Genomic DNA, 15,209 nt, shown 5'->3' with positions numbered 1-15,209 from the left:
TCTGCTGAGGGACAGCCTCTTAATGATCCTGCACTTTATCGGCTTCAGGAACCTTAAATTAATTCTTTTGTTTCAGCCACTTCGACAATTTGCCTGTTTCGATGCCCGCCAGCAGCACAATCCCAATTCCATGGGTATCATTCGTCAATGCGTTCAGCTCAACCTTATAATATTCAGGTGTGAAGGAATACCCGGAACCCCGGCATACCCCGTGTACATTTCCGAACCGGTCAATGCCATATTTCGTCAGGGCTTCCCAGCCCCTGTTCACCGCCTTTACCGCTTTGGACTTCATATCCTCCCTAATCCAGCCATGGCGGACTCCTCTGGATAAACCGTAAACAAACATACTGGTGCAGGAGGTTTCCTCGTAGGAATCCGGATGAGTCAACACCTGATGCCACAGCCCGCTGGTTCCCTGCAAAGCCATATACCCTTCGGCAAGCTCATTGTAGAATGTCAGCAGTTCCTCCCGCTCCACGTGCGTTTCCGGCATAACCTCCAGCAACTCCGACAGGGAGAAGAACACCCAGCCGTTGCCCCGGCCCCATGGGACATTGGTAGGCTTGTTGTGCTTAAAGTCGTAGACATGGGACATGATCTTGAATTCAGGAATAAACAGATACTTCTTAAACCGGTTAAATTGTCTTGCTGCGTCATCCAGATATTTGGCTTCCCCCGTCAGCCGGTAATAGCGGATTAAGAACGGGGTGCTCATATACAGGTCGTCAGCCCATAGCGTATTTTCCTGGAAGCTGTTTAGGCAGATGCGGAAGAAGGCTCCATCTTCAAGCCGTTCCTGCTTATATTCCATATGATTCGCGATCTGTTCAACCAGATAAGGAGTATGAGGATCCTGCGAATCACTGTATGCTTCGAGCACAGCGGAACCGAATGAACCGCAGTCATCCAGCATATCCATTTCCACCAGCTGATTGTTTACCGAGGGATAGCCGTACTGCTCCGCATCCCATTTCGCATATTTATAGATCCGGGTGCATTCTGAAATATGGTTCACCGCATAATCGAGGATTCCCTGCTTCTGCAAGAACCTGCCGGTTTGCAGCAGCCCGTAAAGCGTAACTCCCAGGGGATAATTCCACTTGGCAAACAGAGCATTGTCTAAGTAAGGTCTTACCCATGTATCCGGCCGGTCCACCCGCCAGAAGTATTGGCTATCCCCCTGTTCAAACAAACGGTACAGGGAACAAATGCTATCGGCCGGTTCCTTCAGCTGTTTGTCAAAAGGCCCCAGATACAGCCATGGTTCGCAGCTCCCCTTTACACCTCTCGGAATTGATAACGCGACGTTTTCCCCATCGATGATGAAGTCAAAGCCGTACTCCCATCCATTTTCCGAGGAACACAGCTCCACCAGCACCTCATGCTTCCCCGGCTCCAGCTTGAATTCCGCCATATCCGATGGCTTCAGCGCCCCTGAAAACACCTCACTGCCATCAAGCCACACCCTCAGCTTCCCTGTGGAACTCCCCTTCAGGCTGCACATCTTTGAGCCAGTGCTGGAATGGCTAAGCTCCGACCAGAGGTAGGCCACCTTGTGGGGCATATTGCCGAAAATCCGCGTGCACGGATTCAACTTCATTTGTTCTATATCCCAGGAAAGCCCGGGGTGCCAGACCATGCCGGATTGCTCTTCCAGGCCAGTATATTCCGGAATATGCTCTTCGCTGAAACCGTCCGCGTCCATTGCGTCAGAATAGATCCAGCCGGCCTGTCCCTTTCTTTCCTGGAAGGGGGACATAAACTCCATGGGATTCCATTTGGTGTGCAGCGTGCCAAAAATCCCGCCAAAACCTGATCCTGTCTTCACAAACTTAATGCATACAGAATTCCAGCCCTTTTGCAGCTTGGCACGAATGCCTTTATTTACCTTAGGATTTGCTTCTTCATGAATATCGGCTTTATACAGAAATTCCCGGTTCAAATAGACAGCAGTTGGACCATAGCAGCTCAGTCCAAAGTCCGTCCACCCGTCATGGTTGCTCCAGAGCAGACCAAAGACATAAGCATACTGGCCCAGTCTGGCTTCTGGCAGCTTCTCCTCTAAATTCATGTCATATCTTCCATTATTCTTCTTAAGAAAACCTTTCCGCGAAAAACTCCTGAACTCAAAAGGAAGCGCAGGGTTCCTTCCAATGTAGGCATTGGCAACGGTTTCAAGAATCTCATCTGTACGGTCATACAACTTCGAATAAATACTTTCCTGTTCATCAAAATAGGGCTTCATCATCGCAACTCCTTTATGAAGTATTCTACGATTTATGTTAGCATATGTTGAATGTTTAAGGCATGCATGATATGATTCGGTTTGTAATATATACCGATTATTTTGGTGGTGACGGCTTGAAGACTACCGATATTTTAAACTCCATGGTTCCGCATTTTCACCTGGCGATCAAACGGTACTCTACCCCTTCCTGGAGAATTCCTCATGCTGTTTTTCATCATCATAATCTGATGCTGATATTTGATGGTGAAGCCAATCTCCTTTGTAATGATGCTGAGTTTACAGCCGTAAGCGGAGATCTTGTTTATTTTAAACCCGGCGACATGAGAAGGGGCGATACGAATCCAAACTGTCTTGTGAAATGCTATACCGTTGATTTTCAATATGCCTGCCCTGTTATGGAGAACGGCAGTTGGGTTAATCTTGAGGTTGCGCTTCCTTTTCCGGCACACACCCATATTCAGGACCGGTATCTATTCCGCCGTTTGACCGAATTATTTGAAGAGTTCATGCGGCATTGGTCATCGGGGCACGAGAACCGGACGTTCAGATGCCGCGCCGACTTCATGGAAATCCTTCTTCTTATTTCTAAATACATGGAACATAACACCATAAATTACAGCGCCATTCATAAAGTGGAGAAAGTAATCAACTATATTGCAGCAAACTATACCCGAAAGTTAACTCTAAATGAGCTGGCCGACAGTATACAGATCAGCCGCTCCCATCTGGGGCATATTTTCAAGGAAACAACCGGAGAAACTCCCTTTGAGTTTATTATCAAATACCGGATCGCCCGTGCAAAAGAATTTCTGGAAAACGGCTGCTCCGTAACCGATACTGCAAGATTAGTTGGTTTTGGCGACATGTTTTATTTCAGCAGGTACTTTAAGAAAATAGAGGGAATCTCCCCGAATAAATATATTGGATTGTAGTGGAGTCACCGGCAAGTTTAACCTTTGAGCGCTCCAACCATTACTCCCATAACAAAATACTTCTGCAAGAATGGATACGCCGCCAGGATAGGGAGTGTAGCAACAATATCCTCTTTTCCCTATGAGCCAAGCTGTTCAAAGAACAATCAATAAGGTAAGACTGGAGAAAGCGAAAGCGCAAAAAACGCTTTGAGCAGAAGACATTCACTCCTGCCCAAAGCGCCGCTCTACTCTATCGGTTGCTTTTCCGCCTACCCGGCGGCTCCAGCCTATCTACCCAAAATACCCACTTCACCGCTGGTCATAAAACCGGCAAGCTCTACCTTCCTTCCCGTCCGGGCACTCTCCAACGCTCCAAAAACCATAGCCATGCTGTAACGGTTGTCCCGGCAATCGGTTTCTGCGGGGCGGCGTTCAGCCAGAGCCTGGAACATTTCCTCCAGACACCCGTGATGGAAGGTTTCTTTCAGGTCTGCCGCTTCACCTTCAACACGGTCGTGGTCACGGATGAATGTGCCGTTAGGGTTACGATCCGTTACCTTTTCAGCATACGGCATCCCTTCGCCATCCCATATCGCTGTCCCCTTGTCGCCCTGAATCCGCCAGGAGGCTTCCCATGGGGTTGGAGCCCCTTCTGCACACCATGAGCCTTGGTAGCAGAAGACGGAGCCGTCCGACATTTCAAAAATGCAGACTGCCGAGGCATTCCCCGCATACCAGGACCCGGGAGGATTGAACTCCTGGCAATATACCGTAACTGGGTCCGCGCCGCTGATGAACCGGGCCTGATCAAAGGTATGGATGGCCATATCGAGCAGCAGCGGGCTTTCCATCACATCACGGAAGCCGCCAAAATGCGGCGCCAGAAAAAAGCTCGCCCCGATGTAGCCGATTCTTCCAATCTCTCCGGCTTCAATCAGGCGGCGCAAAGAGCGGATACGGGGGTCATACCGCCTGTTCTGCATAACCGCATGGCTCTTTCCGGTGCGTTCCGCTAAAGCAACTATTGCATTACATTGCTCCATGGTCTCCGCCAGCGGCTTCTCGCTGAACACATCGCATTGATGTGTAAGTGCTGTGCTGGCAACCCTATAATGGCTGGCCGGTATGGTCACATCAAAGACAAGATTCGCTCCTGTCTGTTCGATCGCCTCTCCAATATCGGTAAAGACCGGACAGGTTAAGCCATGCTTGCCGGCCATGGCCGCTGCCGCCTCCAGCCGGATATCCACCAGCGCGACAATACAGACATCCGTCCGCCTCACAGCATAGCTGATCCACTCGTTAGCCATGCCTCCGCAGCCGGCGACGGCTACACGATATTGTGCTGTCATCGGAGGTTCACCTCTTTCTTCTATTAGATTGGATTAGGGATAAAGCTGCCTCCCCGGCAATGCTTCAAATAATTCAGCGCATGGACTTGACCGGTCATTTCCAATTCATCCCGGTAAACGGGATCATGCCAGCCTTCAATGTCGATGGTGCCCTTATAACCGGCCTGCCGCAGAATGGTAATCACATCTGTCCAGTTCGTGTCGCCAAAGCCAGGCGTCCGGTGCCATACATAGGGTTGTGGACCATGAATGCCGTATTCCCTGACAATATCCCAGGCAATCGTTGCGTCCTTGCCATGCACGTGAAAGATTTTGTCTGTCCATTTGCGCAGCTGGGGAATCGGATCAATCAGCGCCACCATCTGATGGCATGGCTCCCATTCCAGACCGATGTTGTCCGCCGGAACAGCGTTGAACATTTTCTCCCAGGCTGCCGGATTGTGGGCGATATTCCAATCTCCTGTCTGCCAATCCCCGCCCATTGAACAATTTTCAAAAGCAATCCGTAGTCCCTTGTCGGCCGCCCGCTTGGACAGCTCTCCAAATACTTCGGCAAACTTCGGAATAGACTCGTCGATGGACTGTCCGGTCAGTCTTCCTGTGAACCCGGATACCATATCGGTACCGAATAAATGGGCATGGTCGATGAGCCGTTCCCAGCTTGCAAGCGCATCTGCATTATCGCCGGTGCCGGTCAACGGGTTGCCAAAAATACCAACCGACGAAATGATGAAATCATGTTCAGCCGCCAGCTCCCGCACCCGTGCTGCGGTCTCCGCCAAATCCGTTGCTCCTGTGGTCTGCCAGAACGTGAGGCTGAAGGATTCAAAACCATGCTTCACGATCTGCGGGATTACCCGCACTGCATCCGGTGCTCCGACCAGTGTTCCGATTCTCAGGGAATCATGCATCTTGTCTACCACTCCAATATTGGTTTATAGTTAGTTCAGCAATGCAAGTATATAGCTCATTTGCTGCGAAATCTCTTCTTATCTTGTGTAAAAATAGCTGAATATTGCGGGAGTTGAAGTGGCCGTGACTTATCCGAAGGAGCTGAAGGAGTATCCTCAGCTTGAAGAGAAGACCTATCCGTTCCGCTTGTTTTTCAATCAGTGCCGGGACGCCAAAGCGGAGCAGAACATTCTTTTTTGCATTGGCATGAGCATTTCGAAATTATTGTGATGCAGAAGGGCAGAGCGATTTTTCATGTGGACAGCAGACCCTATGAAGCCGGACCCGGTGACGTAATCATTGTACCTTCCGGCGGGCTTCATGTCGGATACAGCTTGACCAACGGCGATATCGCCTTCGTGTCCATTGTGTTTCATGCTTCCCTGTTCAAGGACCGTTATCAGGATTCCCAGCATGAACAGTTTGTGGCACCTTACTTGAATAATCTCTACCGGTTTCCGGTTAAGCCTGTCGAGCAGAACCCGGTATGCAGCACCTATTACCCTTTGCTTGAATCGCTTATCCAAGAAGTCCGGGACAAAAGCCCTGCTTTTCAATTAGTTGTCAAAAACCAGCTTCATCTGTTCTTCACTCTGCTCTCGCGGACCTTTCCGCCTCAGCGGATGTCTGACAGGCATCACCGCGAACGCTACTCGGTCAACCGCGAACGCTTCAAACCGCTGCTGGAATATCTGGAACAGCATCTGGATGAGAAAATCACCATCGACAGCGCTGCCAGATTCGTGAATCTGAATCCCTATCACTTCTGCAAAACCTTCAAAAAGCTGACCGGACGCACCTTCATTGATTACGTAAACCTCTATCGGGTCAATGAAGCCGAGCGGCTGCTGTTGGAGACGGATTTGACAATCACTGAAATTGCCGGCAAAGTCGGCTGTGACAATCCCAATTACTTCACCAAGCTCTACAAACAATACAAGGGACTAACCCCCTCCGTCGCGAGAAAATTGTAAATGCTGCTCCAGCGAACAGTATACCTATCCGCCAAAGAACGTTCCCCTGGCCCCTGACAGCTTGGGCCGGAACCCGGAACAAAGTATACTTTGGGTTGAAAAAACATGTGAACCTGGAGCTTACAAAGTGCGGATTGTTGTACAATAGGCAAGATATTCGCCCGTTTTGGGGGCTGGGCGTATACATTGTTGTACAACGTGCAAGATATTCGCCCGTTTTGGGGGCTGGGCGTATACATTGTTGTACAACGTGCAAGATATTCGCCCGTTTTGGGGGCTGGGCGTATACATTGTTGTACAACGTGCAAGATATTCGCCCGTTTTGGGGGCTGGGCGTATACATTGTTGTACAACGTGCAAGATATTCGCCCGTTTTGGGGGCTGGGCGTGTACATTGTTGTACAACATGCAAGATATTCGCCCGTTTTGGGGGCTGGGCGTGTACATTGTTGTACAACGTGCAAGATATTCGCCCGTTTTGGGGGCTGGGCGTATACATTGTTGTACAACGTGCAAGATATTCGCCGTTTTGGGGGCTGGGCGTATACATTGTTGTACAACGTGCAAGATATTCGCCCATCTGGGAGACTTGGGGCGCACATTCTATCGCCCGCCTGACGAATAGGTCAAACGGACACAGAATCACTAGCGTTGCATAAACACTGACATTAACCGCAATGACAATTGAATTTAGTGATTATTTTCACAATATATTCAGTCAAGAAGAAAATGAACGACCTTTCTTAAGCGTAGGTCATTGTCATCCATATTATTCCATAACACTCTTTATTTGTTGTTCTTGTTCTGCTCGATACCCGCTTTTTTCTGCTTCCGATCCACGATCCGTTTTTCGTTGACTGCTTTGGTGTAGGCTACTGGATGGTCGAGTGTCGGTGTTCTGCGCTTCGCCCCGGTCTTTCTTCGTCCTTTGGACGTTCGGGTCGGCCTTCGGTTGAGCTCCTGGATGAATTCTTCCCACGTGTGCTCTTTGGCCGCATGAATTCGCAATCGTTTGAGGACTTCCCATTCTGTTTTCTCCGGCGCTTGCGTGTAACGAATGTACAGTGTCAGCGCATGGGCAATCAGAGAGAGGTACAAATGATTCCAGATTCCCTGCGGCTGGGTACTTTGCAAGCGAACCAACCGCAGATGCTGCTTCAGCCACTTAAAAAAGAGTTCGATCAGCCACCGGTGCTTGTATATCTCTGCGATATCTTCGGCGGAGGCCTCCCATTGCGTGGTCACAATTCGGTACAATCGTCCCTTTTCATCCGTAAATTCGACGAGACGAACGCGTTGCTCCATCGCCGTATATCCGCTCCCCATTTGGACGGTGGCGTCCCGCAGGATGCGGCTTCCTTCCGGAACGGGGTGCTCGTGGAGCACATTGGCTTGATGGTGGTCGGCGATGCGCATCACAAAATTCAGCCCACCTTCAATCCAGCGGTCCATCCGCTCGTAGCATACGTACCCGCGATCCAGGACATAGGTGACCTCTTCCTCGTGCAGCAACAGATCCGATCCTTCGTAGTCACTCACATTCCCCGTGGAAGGCACCATGTGCTGAACGAAGGTATGTTCCGGGGAAGTCACCGCGTACGAGACATGAATTTTAACGCCGCAGCGGTCCCGCGTCACCCGGGCCCAGTCAGACAAAAAGGCAGGAAGTTTCAAGCAACTGGCATCCACAAGAAGTAACCGCCCGACTCGCTGAAGCAGCCCGCTCGAGGCAGGACGGGACAGGTTTTTGATAAGATGGGTTAGGGCATAAAACAGATGTTCCAGCAAGGCCGTAGGCAACTGATTCATCCGCCGGCTGACCTGTGAAGCACTAATGCTTGGAAGCCCTAGGAGTTCCTGCAGATCAGGGGAAGCGTCGAGCTGCCACGCATACTCGCGGTAGGATTCCCAGCGCAAAAGATGAGCGGTTACCGAAAGCTGCAATAGTGCGAGGGTACGCAGCTTTTTTACCCCATAGTCCAAAGGGACGCAAGTGGGGGACAAGGTAGGCAATAAAGAAAGGCATTGACGAATGACGGTCATTTTAGGTATGTTATCCATGGTGAGTCTCCTTTTGTAAAGTTGGGGTTGGATAACGACCTACATCTTTACAATAGGGGATTTTTCAGTTTATGCCCATGAAAATAAAATAAAATTTCACAAATATAGTTAATTTATCTAAATCAAATGTTGTGGGAGCTTTTATGCAACGCTAGTGACACAGAATCCGCTATTTCTCCTCTTTCCCCTCATTTTAAGAGCGAATCAGCGATTTAAGGTCTCCTGAGTCCGAAACAAGCAGAAAAAAAGACTTTTTCGAAAAATAACGTCATCTCAGTCCGTTTCATTCTGTTGGGATGAGCCACTTTGCTCTCAGGCCGCCGACGGCATGTCATTTACGGTTCCATTTTAGCCGTTTTTGTATTGATCCTATCCATGGTTCCATGAAATTAGCGCATGCTGCGGACAGGAGATCCATTGAATTCCCATACCATCAAAACAGCACCGTTCACGGTATGTGAGCGGTGCTGCGCTATTACTGCAGAATTCCGGATACTTACAAATCCCTCATACTCAAATTAATTCTCTACAAAAGGTCCGCTCATGTTAGTCGAGTGTATACGGCGCAAGTCCCGGAGGAAGCGGTGATGGACGCCCGCAGCTGCTCTCCATTTCGTAGAAATGCTTCGAGTCGGAGGAATCATGAAAAGCCCACATGGCCTCCAGCACATGGTAGGCCAGCTCTCCGCTGGCCCGGTGCGGACGGCCGGTACGGATGGCGTAAGCCATATCCGCAGGACCGATCCCCCGCGTATTCTGGTCGTAGCCGGGCAGGAGCGGCTGTTCGCGCCATTCACTCTCTCCCGTTCGGCGGTATTTAACAGTACCGCCGAAGGTGTTGGGATCGGGCACTTGAAGTGATCCTTCCGTACCGTAGATCTCAATCGGCGGCAGATCGCTGCCGCCGAACACATCGAAGCTCATGATCAGCGTTGCGATTGCGCCGCTGCTGAATTGCAGCGTCCCGGCAACATGGGTCGGGATGTCCACCGGAATTTTTTTGCCTGCTTTTTTCTCACTTGTAATTGTCCGTTCTGCCAATGCTTTACCGGTTATGCCTGCTACCGTGCGGATGGGGCCAAGGAGCTGAACGAGTGCGGTCAAATAATAAGGCCCCATATCGAACATTGGCCCCCCGCCTGAGGCATAATAGAATTCCGGGTCAGGATGCCAGAACTCATGCCCCCTGCTCATCATGAACGATGTCGCCGCCACCGGCCTGCCGATCACGCCATCCTCAATCATCTTCAGCGCAGTCTGGATTCCGGCTCCCAGAAAGGTTTCCGGGGCGCTGCCAACCAGCAGCCCTTTGGCTCTGGCTGCTTCCAGCACCTTGCGTCCTTCCTCTCTGGTAACTGCCAGCGGTTTCTCAACATAGACATGCTTGCCGGCCTCCAGTGCCCGCAGACTAATCTCGGCATGCGCAGCCGGAATGGTTAAATTGATTACGATTTCAATTTCCGGGTCTGCGAGCAGCTGCTCTACGGTATAGACGTTCAGGGATTCCGTAAGCGGCTGCCTGCTCTGCCGCCCGCGCCGGGTCCATATCCGCGCACGCGGAAAGGTCCAGAATCGCAAACTTTTGACAATTCTCCATATAGATGCTGCTGATCTTGCCGCAGCCGATGACGCCAACCTTGACTTTTTTCATCTCCTGATCGCTCCCGCCTTAGAATTGGCTGTCCGCCATGCCGCTGTAGGCCCCCGCCATTTGCTTAGGGTTCGCCGCAGCCACCTGCTTGCCCTCTGCCGCCCAGAGCAGCCCCCGCCGCATCAGTTCCTTCACAGGCGGCAGCTCAACGATGTCGGCGTGATGACCCAGCGAGTTATAATAGACCCGCCCTTGACCCCAGCGTTTGGTCCAGACCACAGGCATGTCAACTGCCTTGTTTGTGGCGTGCGGCCCTGGGATCACCGGGAACCGGGTGGTGGCAAGCACCTCCACAGCCGGGTCGATATGCAGATAATATTGCTCTGAGGTGACATCAAAATCTTCAATGCCTTTGGTCAACGGGCTGGAGCTTTGGCAGATTTCTACCTTATACTGCACACCGTCATTGCCGGGATGGGCAACCCATTGCCCGCCAGTCATGAACTGCCAGTCCACATTCGTGCGGAACGAATCACACATCCCGCCATGGCAGCCCGCGAGTCCGGTTCCATTCTGGACTGCTGCCGACACATTGTTGACCAGCTCCTGCGAGATTTCCCCCATCGTCCAGACCGGCACAATCAGATCCAGGCCCAGCAGCTTTTCGCCGTCAGCGAAGGCTTCCAGCGTATTGGCAACCTCGACATCGAACTGTGCTTCACGCAAAAGTCCGGCGAACACCCCGGCAACCTGCTCCGGTTCATGTCCATCCCAGCCGCCCCATACGATTAATGCTTTTTTCATTATTATCACTCCTTCTCCCGAATAATTGCATATAGTCCATTACATTTCAGACAGTTCAACCCAGCGCCGCTCCTGCACCGACCGTTCCACGGCTTCCAGCACCGCCTGGCATTTCACGCCATCGTGAAAATTCGGCACCGGCTGGCGGCCTTCTGCGGCAGCCGATGCCAGCTCCAGAAATTCATGAATGAAGGTATGCTCAAAACCGATCGTATGTCCCGGCGGCCACCAGGCTTCGGCATAATCATGGGCCGGATCTGTGGCGAGTACCCGCCGGAAGCCCTGCACATCCTCCTTGTCAGAGGTCAGATAGACCTCAAGCTCGTTCATCCGTTCGAAATCAAATTTCACACTCCCAAGACTGCCATTGATCTCAAAGGAATTGGTCGAGCGGTGGCCGGCAGCAAAACGCGTAGCCTCAAAACTGCCAATGGCACCGTTTGCAAAACGCGCCAGGAACAGTGTGGCATCATCTACAGTCACCGGGCCTCTTGGAGCACCGGCACTGGCCTTGGCACTGAGACCCGTCATCTCGGCAGCCAAAGGCCGTTCCTTGATGAACGTCTCACTCATGCCGATCACCTCTTGGATGTCACCAACCAGAAAATGGGCCAGATCAATCAGATGCGCTCCGAGGTCGCCATGCGAACCGGAACCGGCAATCTCCTTCTGCAGTCTCCATACCAGCGGAAACTCGGGGTCCAGAATCCAATCCTGCAGAAACCAGGCCCGGAAATGATAGATTTGTCCCAGCCGTCCGCTTTCGACCAGCCGCTTGGCCAGGCGGACGGCCGGAGAGAAACGGTAGTTGAAGCCAACCATATGCATCACTCCGGCTTCCTCTGCGGCCTCCAGCATTTCACGGGAATCCGCCAGCGTCAGGGCCAGGGGTTTCTCGCAAAAAATATGCTTTCCGGCCTTCGCCGCGGCCAGTGCAATCTCCTTATGCGCATCACTGGGCGCGTTGATATCAATTAGATCAATATCATCGCGGCCAACCAGTTCTCTCCAATCGGTTACGGTATCCGACCAGCCCAGCCGGGCTGCGGCCTCCTGCAGATCAGCGGCATTCCGTCCGCACAGCACCGCCATCTCCGGCTTCAACGCCTTCGGGAAAAACATCGGCAGACTCCGGTAAGCATTGCTGTGCGCCTTGCCCATGAACTTGTATCCAATCATTCCGATGCGCAGCTGTTTCATTGAATCCCTCCTAATCTTAATGATGAAGCACGCACAATAAGCTTGGCGGGAAGCTTCACATGGATAGTCTCCTGCACCGTATCCCCGCTTCCGCTCTCCGGCAGTTCCAGCACTTTGGCTGCAGCAATTTCCCCAGCTGATAAAAGGGTACCCGCACGCTGCTAAGGGCGGGTGTTGTAAGCTCTGCGGCATCCGAATCGTCATAGCCGACGATCGCCGGCATCCGCTCGGCGGGGATGCCCAGCTCCCGGAGGCCTTGCTGCAGGCCAATGGCCATCCGGTCATTGGCTGCCGCCACAGCCTCAATGCGCTCCAGCTGTGAGGCAATAACCTGTGCAGCCGCCATTCCGCTTCTGCGGCTGAAATTCCCTTCGAACAAAAGCGAAGGGTCTGCCGGAATGCCCGCCTCCTGAAATGCCCGCATATATCCTTCCAGCCGGTCCCGGCTGTTCGAATAGGCCAGCGGACCATTCAGGAAGGCAATTCTGGTGAAGCCCTGCTGCAGCAGATGCTTCACCGCAAGCTGGCAGCCTTCCACATGATCGGCATCCACCTCATGGAATCCTTCACCCGCAAAATGCTGGTTGACGAGGCAGTAGGGATGCCCTTCCTGCTTCAGCTGCCGCAGCGCGGCAAGCTCTCCTGCTTCTTCCTTGGCGCCCAGCACAATGCAGGCATCCACCTTGCGCATACGGAAGAGTCCGCAGTAATCCAGCGGCTCATCGGCATCGCGGAAGATCATCAGCAGATCATACCCCTCTTCCCTGGCCCGGCTGCCGATTCCGCTCAGAATCTCGGAGAAATAATATGCGGAGAACAACCGGGCTTTGGGCAGATAGGGCATGATGACGCCCAGGTTGCCGCTGCGCCTGCGGGCAAAGCTCCGGGCAAGGGAGCTGGGCGTATATCCCAGCTCCCTTGCGGCTGCAAGAACCTTCTCCTTCGTCTTTTCCTTGAGCGGACCGACATTGTTCAGCACACGGGAGACTGTCGCTTCGGAAACTCCGGCAAGCTCGGCAACTTCTTTGCGGCTTGCGATAGCAATCATCCTTTCCAAATCGTTCTGGGAACCTGAGCTCTTATCAAATACAGTATAATGTACACGCGTACATTCTCTCACGAAGACCGGTTGGCGTCAATCCCTATTTGAACCAGGACTGGACATGCCCCAGGAACCGTTTGGCCGCCGGAGAAGCATGTCTCATGGAATGCACGGCGATGCCCAGTGAACGGAAGCTGCGTTCTTCAAGCTCCAGCATGGCGACGTTATGGTTCTGGCGCTGGATGACCAGCTCCGGCAGAATACTGATGCCAAGCCCGTTTTCCACCATGGCAATAATGGCATAATCATCCCCTGCGGAGAATTTGATATTCGGCTTGATCGCTGCCTTTTCCAGCACCCTTCTGACATCGTAATCCGAACCTGCCTTGGGGATAATGAAATCCTCATGGGCGATTTGCGCAAGCGGCATATAGGGAGCCTTGCTCAGGGGATGCTCCTTGGAGAGGATCGCCAGCATCCGGTCCTGCTTCAGCGGAAACACCTCGAAGTTCTCCCTTGTGGGCAATGAGATAAATCCGCAATCCACCACTCCGGCCTCGATCCACTGCTCGATTTCCAAATAACCGCCTTCCATCAGCTTGAACCCGATATAAGGATATTCCTGGCGGAACTGCTTAATCATCCCCGGAAGCCAGTGAACCGAAACGCTGGTGAAGGTGCCGATGGTAATCGTCCCTGTCTCCAGGCCATGGATATCTGCGACCTGCTGCTTCAGCTGCTCATTCCATTTCATGATCTCCCGGATGGGCTGAACTACCTGCTCGCCGTTGACTGTCAGCCTGACTCCGGAGCGGTTTCTCAGCAGCAGAGTGAAGCCAATTTCCGATTCCAGACTGCTGATCGTGTGGCTGATTCCCGATTGGGTGAAGCCCAGCACCTCTGCGGCCCGGGTCAGGCTTCCCAGCTCCACTACCTTTAGGAACACCTCGTATTTGCTGATGCTCAAACTGCTGTGCACCTCCTGAAATTACATGAGTTTTACTCATGTATTCTATGATAAACATTCAGTTAACTTATGTATTCGAGCATATTATACTATAGTGGCTTGCAACTTGGAATGATGAAGGATGATGAAGGAATGAAGCCGCTTAAGGCTGAGCTGATGCTTTTTGTAGTAACTATGTTCTGGGGCTCCTCTTACCTGTTCATGAAGATGGGTCTGGGGTCGCTCGGGGAGTTCAACCTCATTGCGCTGCGCTTTGGGCTTGCTTTTATCCTGGCAGCGGTTTTGTTTCACAAGCGCCTTAGAACAGTAGATGCCCGGACATTGAAATATGGGGCATTGCTGGGTTTCCTCCTGCTCGGAGTCTTCACCTGCATCACCTTCGGGCTGAAGACGACCACGACCTCGAATGCCGGCTTCCTCGTAGCGCTAACCGTGGTGTTCGTCCCCATGCTGGAGGTTCTGGTCTTCAAAAAAGAGTCGCGCCCCCGCAGCTCTTCGGCGCTATGCTCGCCATCAGCGGCATCGGGTTGCTTACGCTGAACGGCTCGCTGCAGGTCCGTCCCGGCGACCTTCTCTGTATCTTGTCTGCCGTGTTCTATGCGGTGCAGATCCTGGTCACAGCCCGGGCGGTCAAGACCAGCGACTCGCTGAACATCGGCATTCTGCAGCTCGGCTTCGCCGGAGGCTATGCCCTGATTCTGTCGGCCGTCTTCGAGACACCTTCACTGCCGTCCACCCTGCCCGGCTGGATTGCTATTCTCGCCCTCGGCATCTTCTGCAGCGCCTGCGGCTTCATCCTCCAGCCCGTGGCCCAGAAGTACACCTCACCGACCCGCACCGGCCTGATCTTCGCCCTGGAGCCTGTCTTCGCTGCCTTCTTCGGCTACTGGTTCGTGCATGAGAAGCTCTCCCTCCAAGGCTACACAGGCGCAGCGCTGGTTCTGCTGGGCATCGTTGCCTCGGAGCTGCTGGGCAAGCTGCATTTTGTTCCTCCGGCAAGGATGCTGAAGAAACGGCGGGCGAATCTGTAGCTTAGTACCGCACCAGCCTCCTTATATATAGCACAAAAAGAACGTCCCTCCTGCCAACCGGCAGCAAGGGA

12 protein-coding genes and 3 pseudogenes are annotated in these 15,209 nt (G+C 52.4%); 5 read left to right on the top strand and 10 right to left on the bottom strand.

Annotation, left to right across the window (positions count from 1 at the left end):
• Positions 1-58: 58 nt before the first annotated feature.
• Positions 59-2,248 carry a glycoside hydrolase family 88/105 protein gene (locus JI735_RS23785; RefSeq protein ID WP_039837881.1) on the bottom strand — a complete coding sequence of 730 codons (2,190 nt, stop codon included), beginning with the start codon at positions 2,246-2,248 and terminating at the stop codon, positions 59-61.
• Positions 2,249-2,319: 71 nt separating this feature from the next.
• Between JI735_RS23785 and JI735_RS23780 the strand changes: the two genes are divergently transcribed.
• A complete protein-coding gene (locus tag JI735_RS23780; RefSeq protein ID WP_157771450.1) occupies positions 2,320-3,183 on the top strand; it encodes a helix-turn-helix transcriptional regulator in 864 nt (287 codons plus the stop codon).
• A gap of 17 nt (positions 3,184-3,200) precedes the next feature.
• Here the strand turns inward: JI735_RS23780 and JI735_RS36240 are convergent.
• From JI735_RS36240 to JI735_RS23770, 3 genes and pseudogenes are all read right to left on the bottom strand, one after another.
• Positions 3,201-3,290 (bottom strand): annotated as a pseudogene (locus JI735_RS36240) (carbohydrate ABC transporter permease); the annotation flags it as partial.
• Between the two features lie 162 nt (positions 3,291-3,452).
• Positions 3,453-4,517 carry a Gfo/Idh/MocA family protein gene (locus JI735_RS23775; RefSeq protein ID WP_039837880.1) on the bottom strand — a complete coding sequence of 355 codons (1,065 nt, stop codon included), beginning with the start codon at positions 4,515-4,517 and terminating at the stop codon, positions 3,453-3,455.
• Between the two features lie 23 nt (positions 4,518-4,540).
• Entirely contained in the window at positions 4,541-5,428 is an 888-nt protein-coding gene (locus tag JI735_RS23770) for a sugar phosphate isomerase/epimerase family protein (RefSeq protein ID WP_039837879.1), read from the bottom strand.
• 124 nt (positions 5,429-5,552) lie between these two features.
• Here JI735_RS23770 and JI735_RS36235 point away from each other — a divergent pair, with 124 nt between their 5' ends.
• Together JI735_RS36235 and JI735_RS23765 are read left to right on the top strand one after the other, a co-directional pair.
• The gene (locus JI735_RS36235; RefSeq protein WP_233476032.1) at positions 5,553-5,699 is read left to right on the top strand and encodes a hypothetical protein; all 147 of its coding nucleotides are present in this window, start codon (positions 5,553-5,555) and stop codon (positions 5,697-5,699) included.
• Positions 5,666-6,442, top strand: a complete 777-nt coding sequence (locus JI735_RS23765; RefSeq protein ID WP_233476031.1) for an AraC family transcriptional regulator — start codon at positions 5,666-5,668, stop codon at positions 6,440-6,442. The genes JI735_RS36235 and JI735_RS23765 overlap by 34 nt, the downstream gene beginning before the upstream one ends.
• Before the next feature lie 786 nt (positions 6,443-7,228).
• Here the strand turns inward: JI735_RS23765 and JI735_RS23760 are convergent.
• From JI735_RS23760 to JI735_RS23735, 6 genes and pseudogenes are all read right to left on the bottom strand, one after another.
• A complete protein-coding gene (locus JI735_RS23760) occupies positions 7,229-8,503 on the bottom strand; it encodes an IS4 family transposase (protein WP_202676497.1) in 1,275 nt (424 codons plus the stop codon).
• A gap of 546 nt (positions 8,504-9,049) precedes the next feature.
• Positions 9,050-10,154: pseudogene (locus tag JI735_RS23755) on the bottom strand (Gfo/Idh/MocA family protein).
• A gap of 18 nt (positions 10,155-10,172) precedes the next feature.
• Positions 10,173-10,898 carry a ThuA domain-containing protein gene (locus JI735_RS23750; protein WP_202676496.1) on the bottom strand — a complete coding sequence of 242 codons (726 nt, stop codon included), beginning with the start codon at positions 10,896-10,898 and terminating at the stop codon, positions 10,173-10,175.
• A gap of 39 nt (positions 10,899-10,937) precedes the next feature.
• Positions 10,938-12,098, bottom strand: coding sequence for a Gfo/Idh/MocA family protein (locus JI735_RS23745; protein WP_202676495.1), 1,161 nt, complete (start codon positions 12,096-12,098; stop codon positions 10,938-10,940).
• Positions 12,095-13,146: pseudogene (locus tag JI735_RS23740) on the bottom strand (LacI family DNA-binding transcriptional regulator). The gene JI735_RS23745 and the pseudogene JI735_RS23740 overlap by 4 nt, the downstream one beginning before the upstream one ends.
• Positions 13,147-13,240: 94 nt before the next feature.
• Positions 13,241-14,107 carry a LysR family transcriptional regulator gene (locus JI735_RS23735; RefSeq protein WP_039838170.1) on the bottom strand — a complete coding sequence of 289 codons (867 nt, stop codon included), beginning with the start codon at positions 14,105-14,107 and terminating at the stop codon, positions 13,241-13,243.
• Positions 14,108-14,239: 132 nt separating this feature from the next.
• Here JI735_RS23735 and JI735_RS36230 point away from each other — a divergent pair, with 132 nt between their 5' ends.
• A complete protein-coding gene (locus tag JI735_RS36230; protein ID WP_233476030.1) occupies positions 14,240-14,647 on the top strand; it encodes a DMT family transporter in 408 nt (135 codons plus the stop codon).
• On the top strand, positions 14,611-15,138 hold the full coding sequence (locus tag JI735_RS36225) for a DMT family transporter (protein WP_233476029.1): 528 nt from the start codon (positions 14,611-14,613) through the stop codon (positions 15,136-15,138). The genes JI735_RS36230 and JI735_RS36225 overlap by 37 nt, the downstream gene beginning before the upstream one ends.
• Positions 15,139-15,209: the final 71 nt, after the last annotated feature.

Origin of the sequence: Paenibacillus sonchi (assembly GCF_016772475.1) — a bacterium.
In the GTDB taxonomy this organism is placed as follows: domain Bacteria; phylum Bacillota; class Bacilli; order Paenibacillales; family Paenibacillaceae; genus Paenibacillus_AQ; species Paenibacillus_AQ sonchi.
This window is presented reverse-complemented; position numbering and strand designations above follow the sequence as displayed.

Excerpts from the sequence above, each read along its gene's own strand:
- JI735_RS23775 (WP_039837880.1), bottom strand. The coding sequence starts at position 4,517 with ATGACAGCACAATATCGTGTAGCCGTCGCCGGCTGCGGAGGCATGGCT.
- JI735_RS23750 (WP_202676496.1), bottom strand. The coding sequence starts at position 10,898 with ATGAAAAAAGCATTAATCGTATGGGGCGGCTGGGATGGACATGAACCG.
- JI735_RS36225 (WP_233476029.1), top strand. The coding sequence starts at position 14,611 with ATGCTCGCCATCAGCGGCATCGGGTTGCTTACGCTGAACGGCTCGCTG.
- JI735_RS23780 (WP_157771450.1), top strand. The coding sequence starts at position 2,320 with ATGATTCGGTTTGTAATATATACCGATTATTTTGGTGGTGACGGCTTG.
- JI735_RS36230 (WP_233476030.1), top strand. The coding sequence starts at position 14,240 with ATGAAGCCGCTTAAGGCTGAGCTGATGCTTTTTGTAGTAACTATGTTC.
- JI735_RS23745 (WP_202676495.1), bottom strand. The coding sequence starts at position 12,098 with ATGAAACAGCTGCGCATCGGAATGATTGGATACAAGTTCATGGGCAAG.
- JI735_RS23770 (WP_039837879.1), bottom strand. The coding sequence starts at position 5,428 with ATGCATGATTCCCTGAGAATCGGAACACTGGTCGGAGCACCGGATGCA.
- JI735_RS23760 (WP_202676497.1), bottom strand. The coding sequence starts at position 8,503 with ATGGATAACATACCTAAAATGACCGTCATTCGTCAATGCCTTTCTTTA.
- JI735_RS23785 (WP_039837881.1), bottom strand. The coding sequence starts at position 2,248 with ATGAAGCCCTATTTTGATGAACAGGAAAGTATTTATTCGAAGTTGTAT.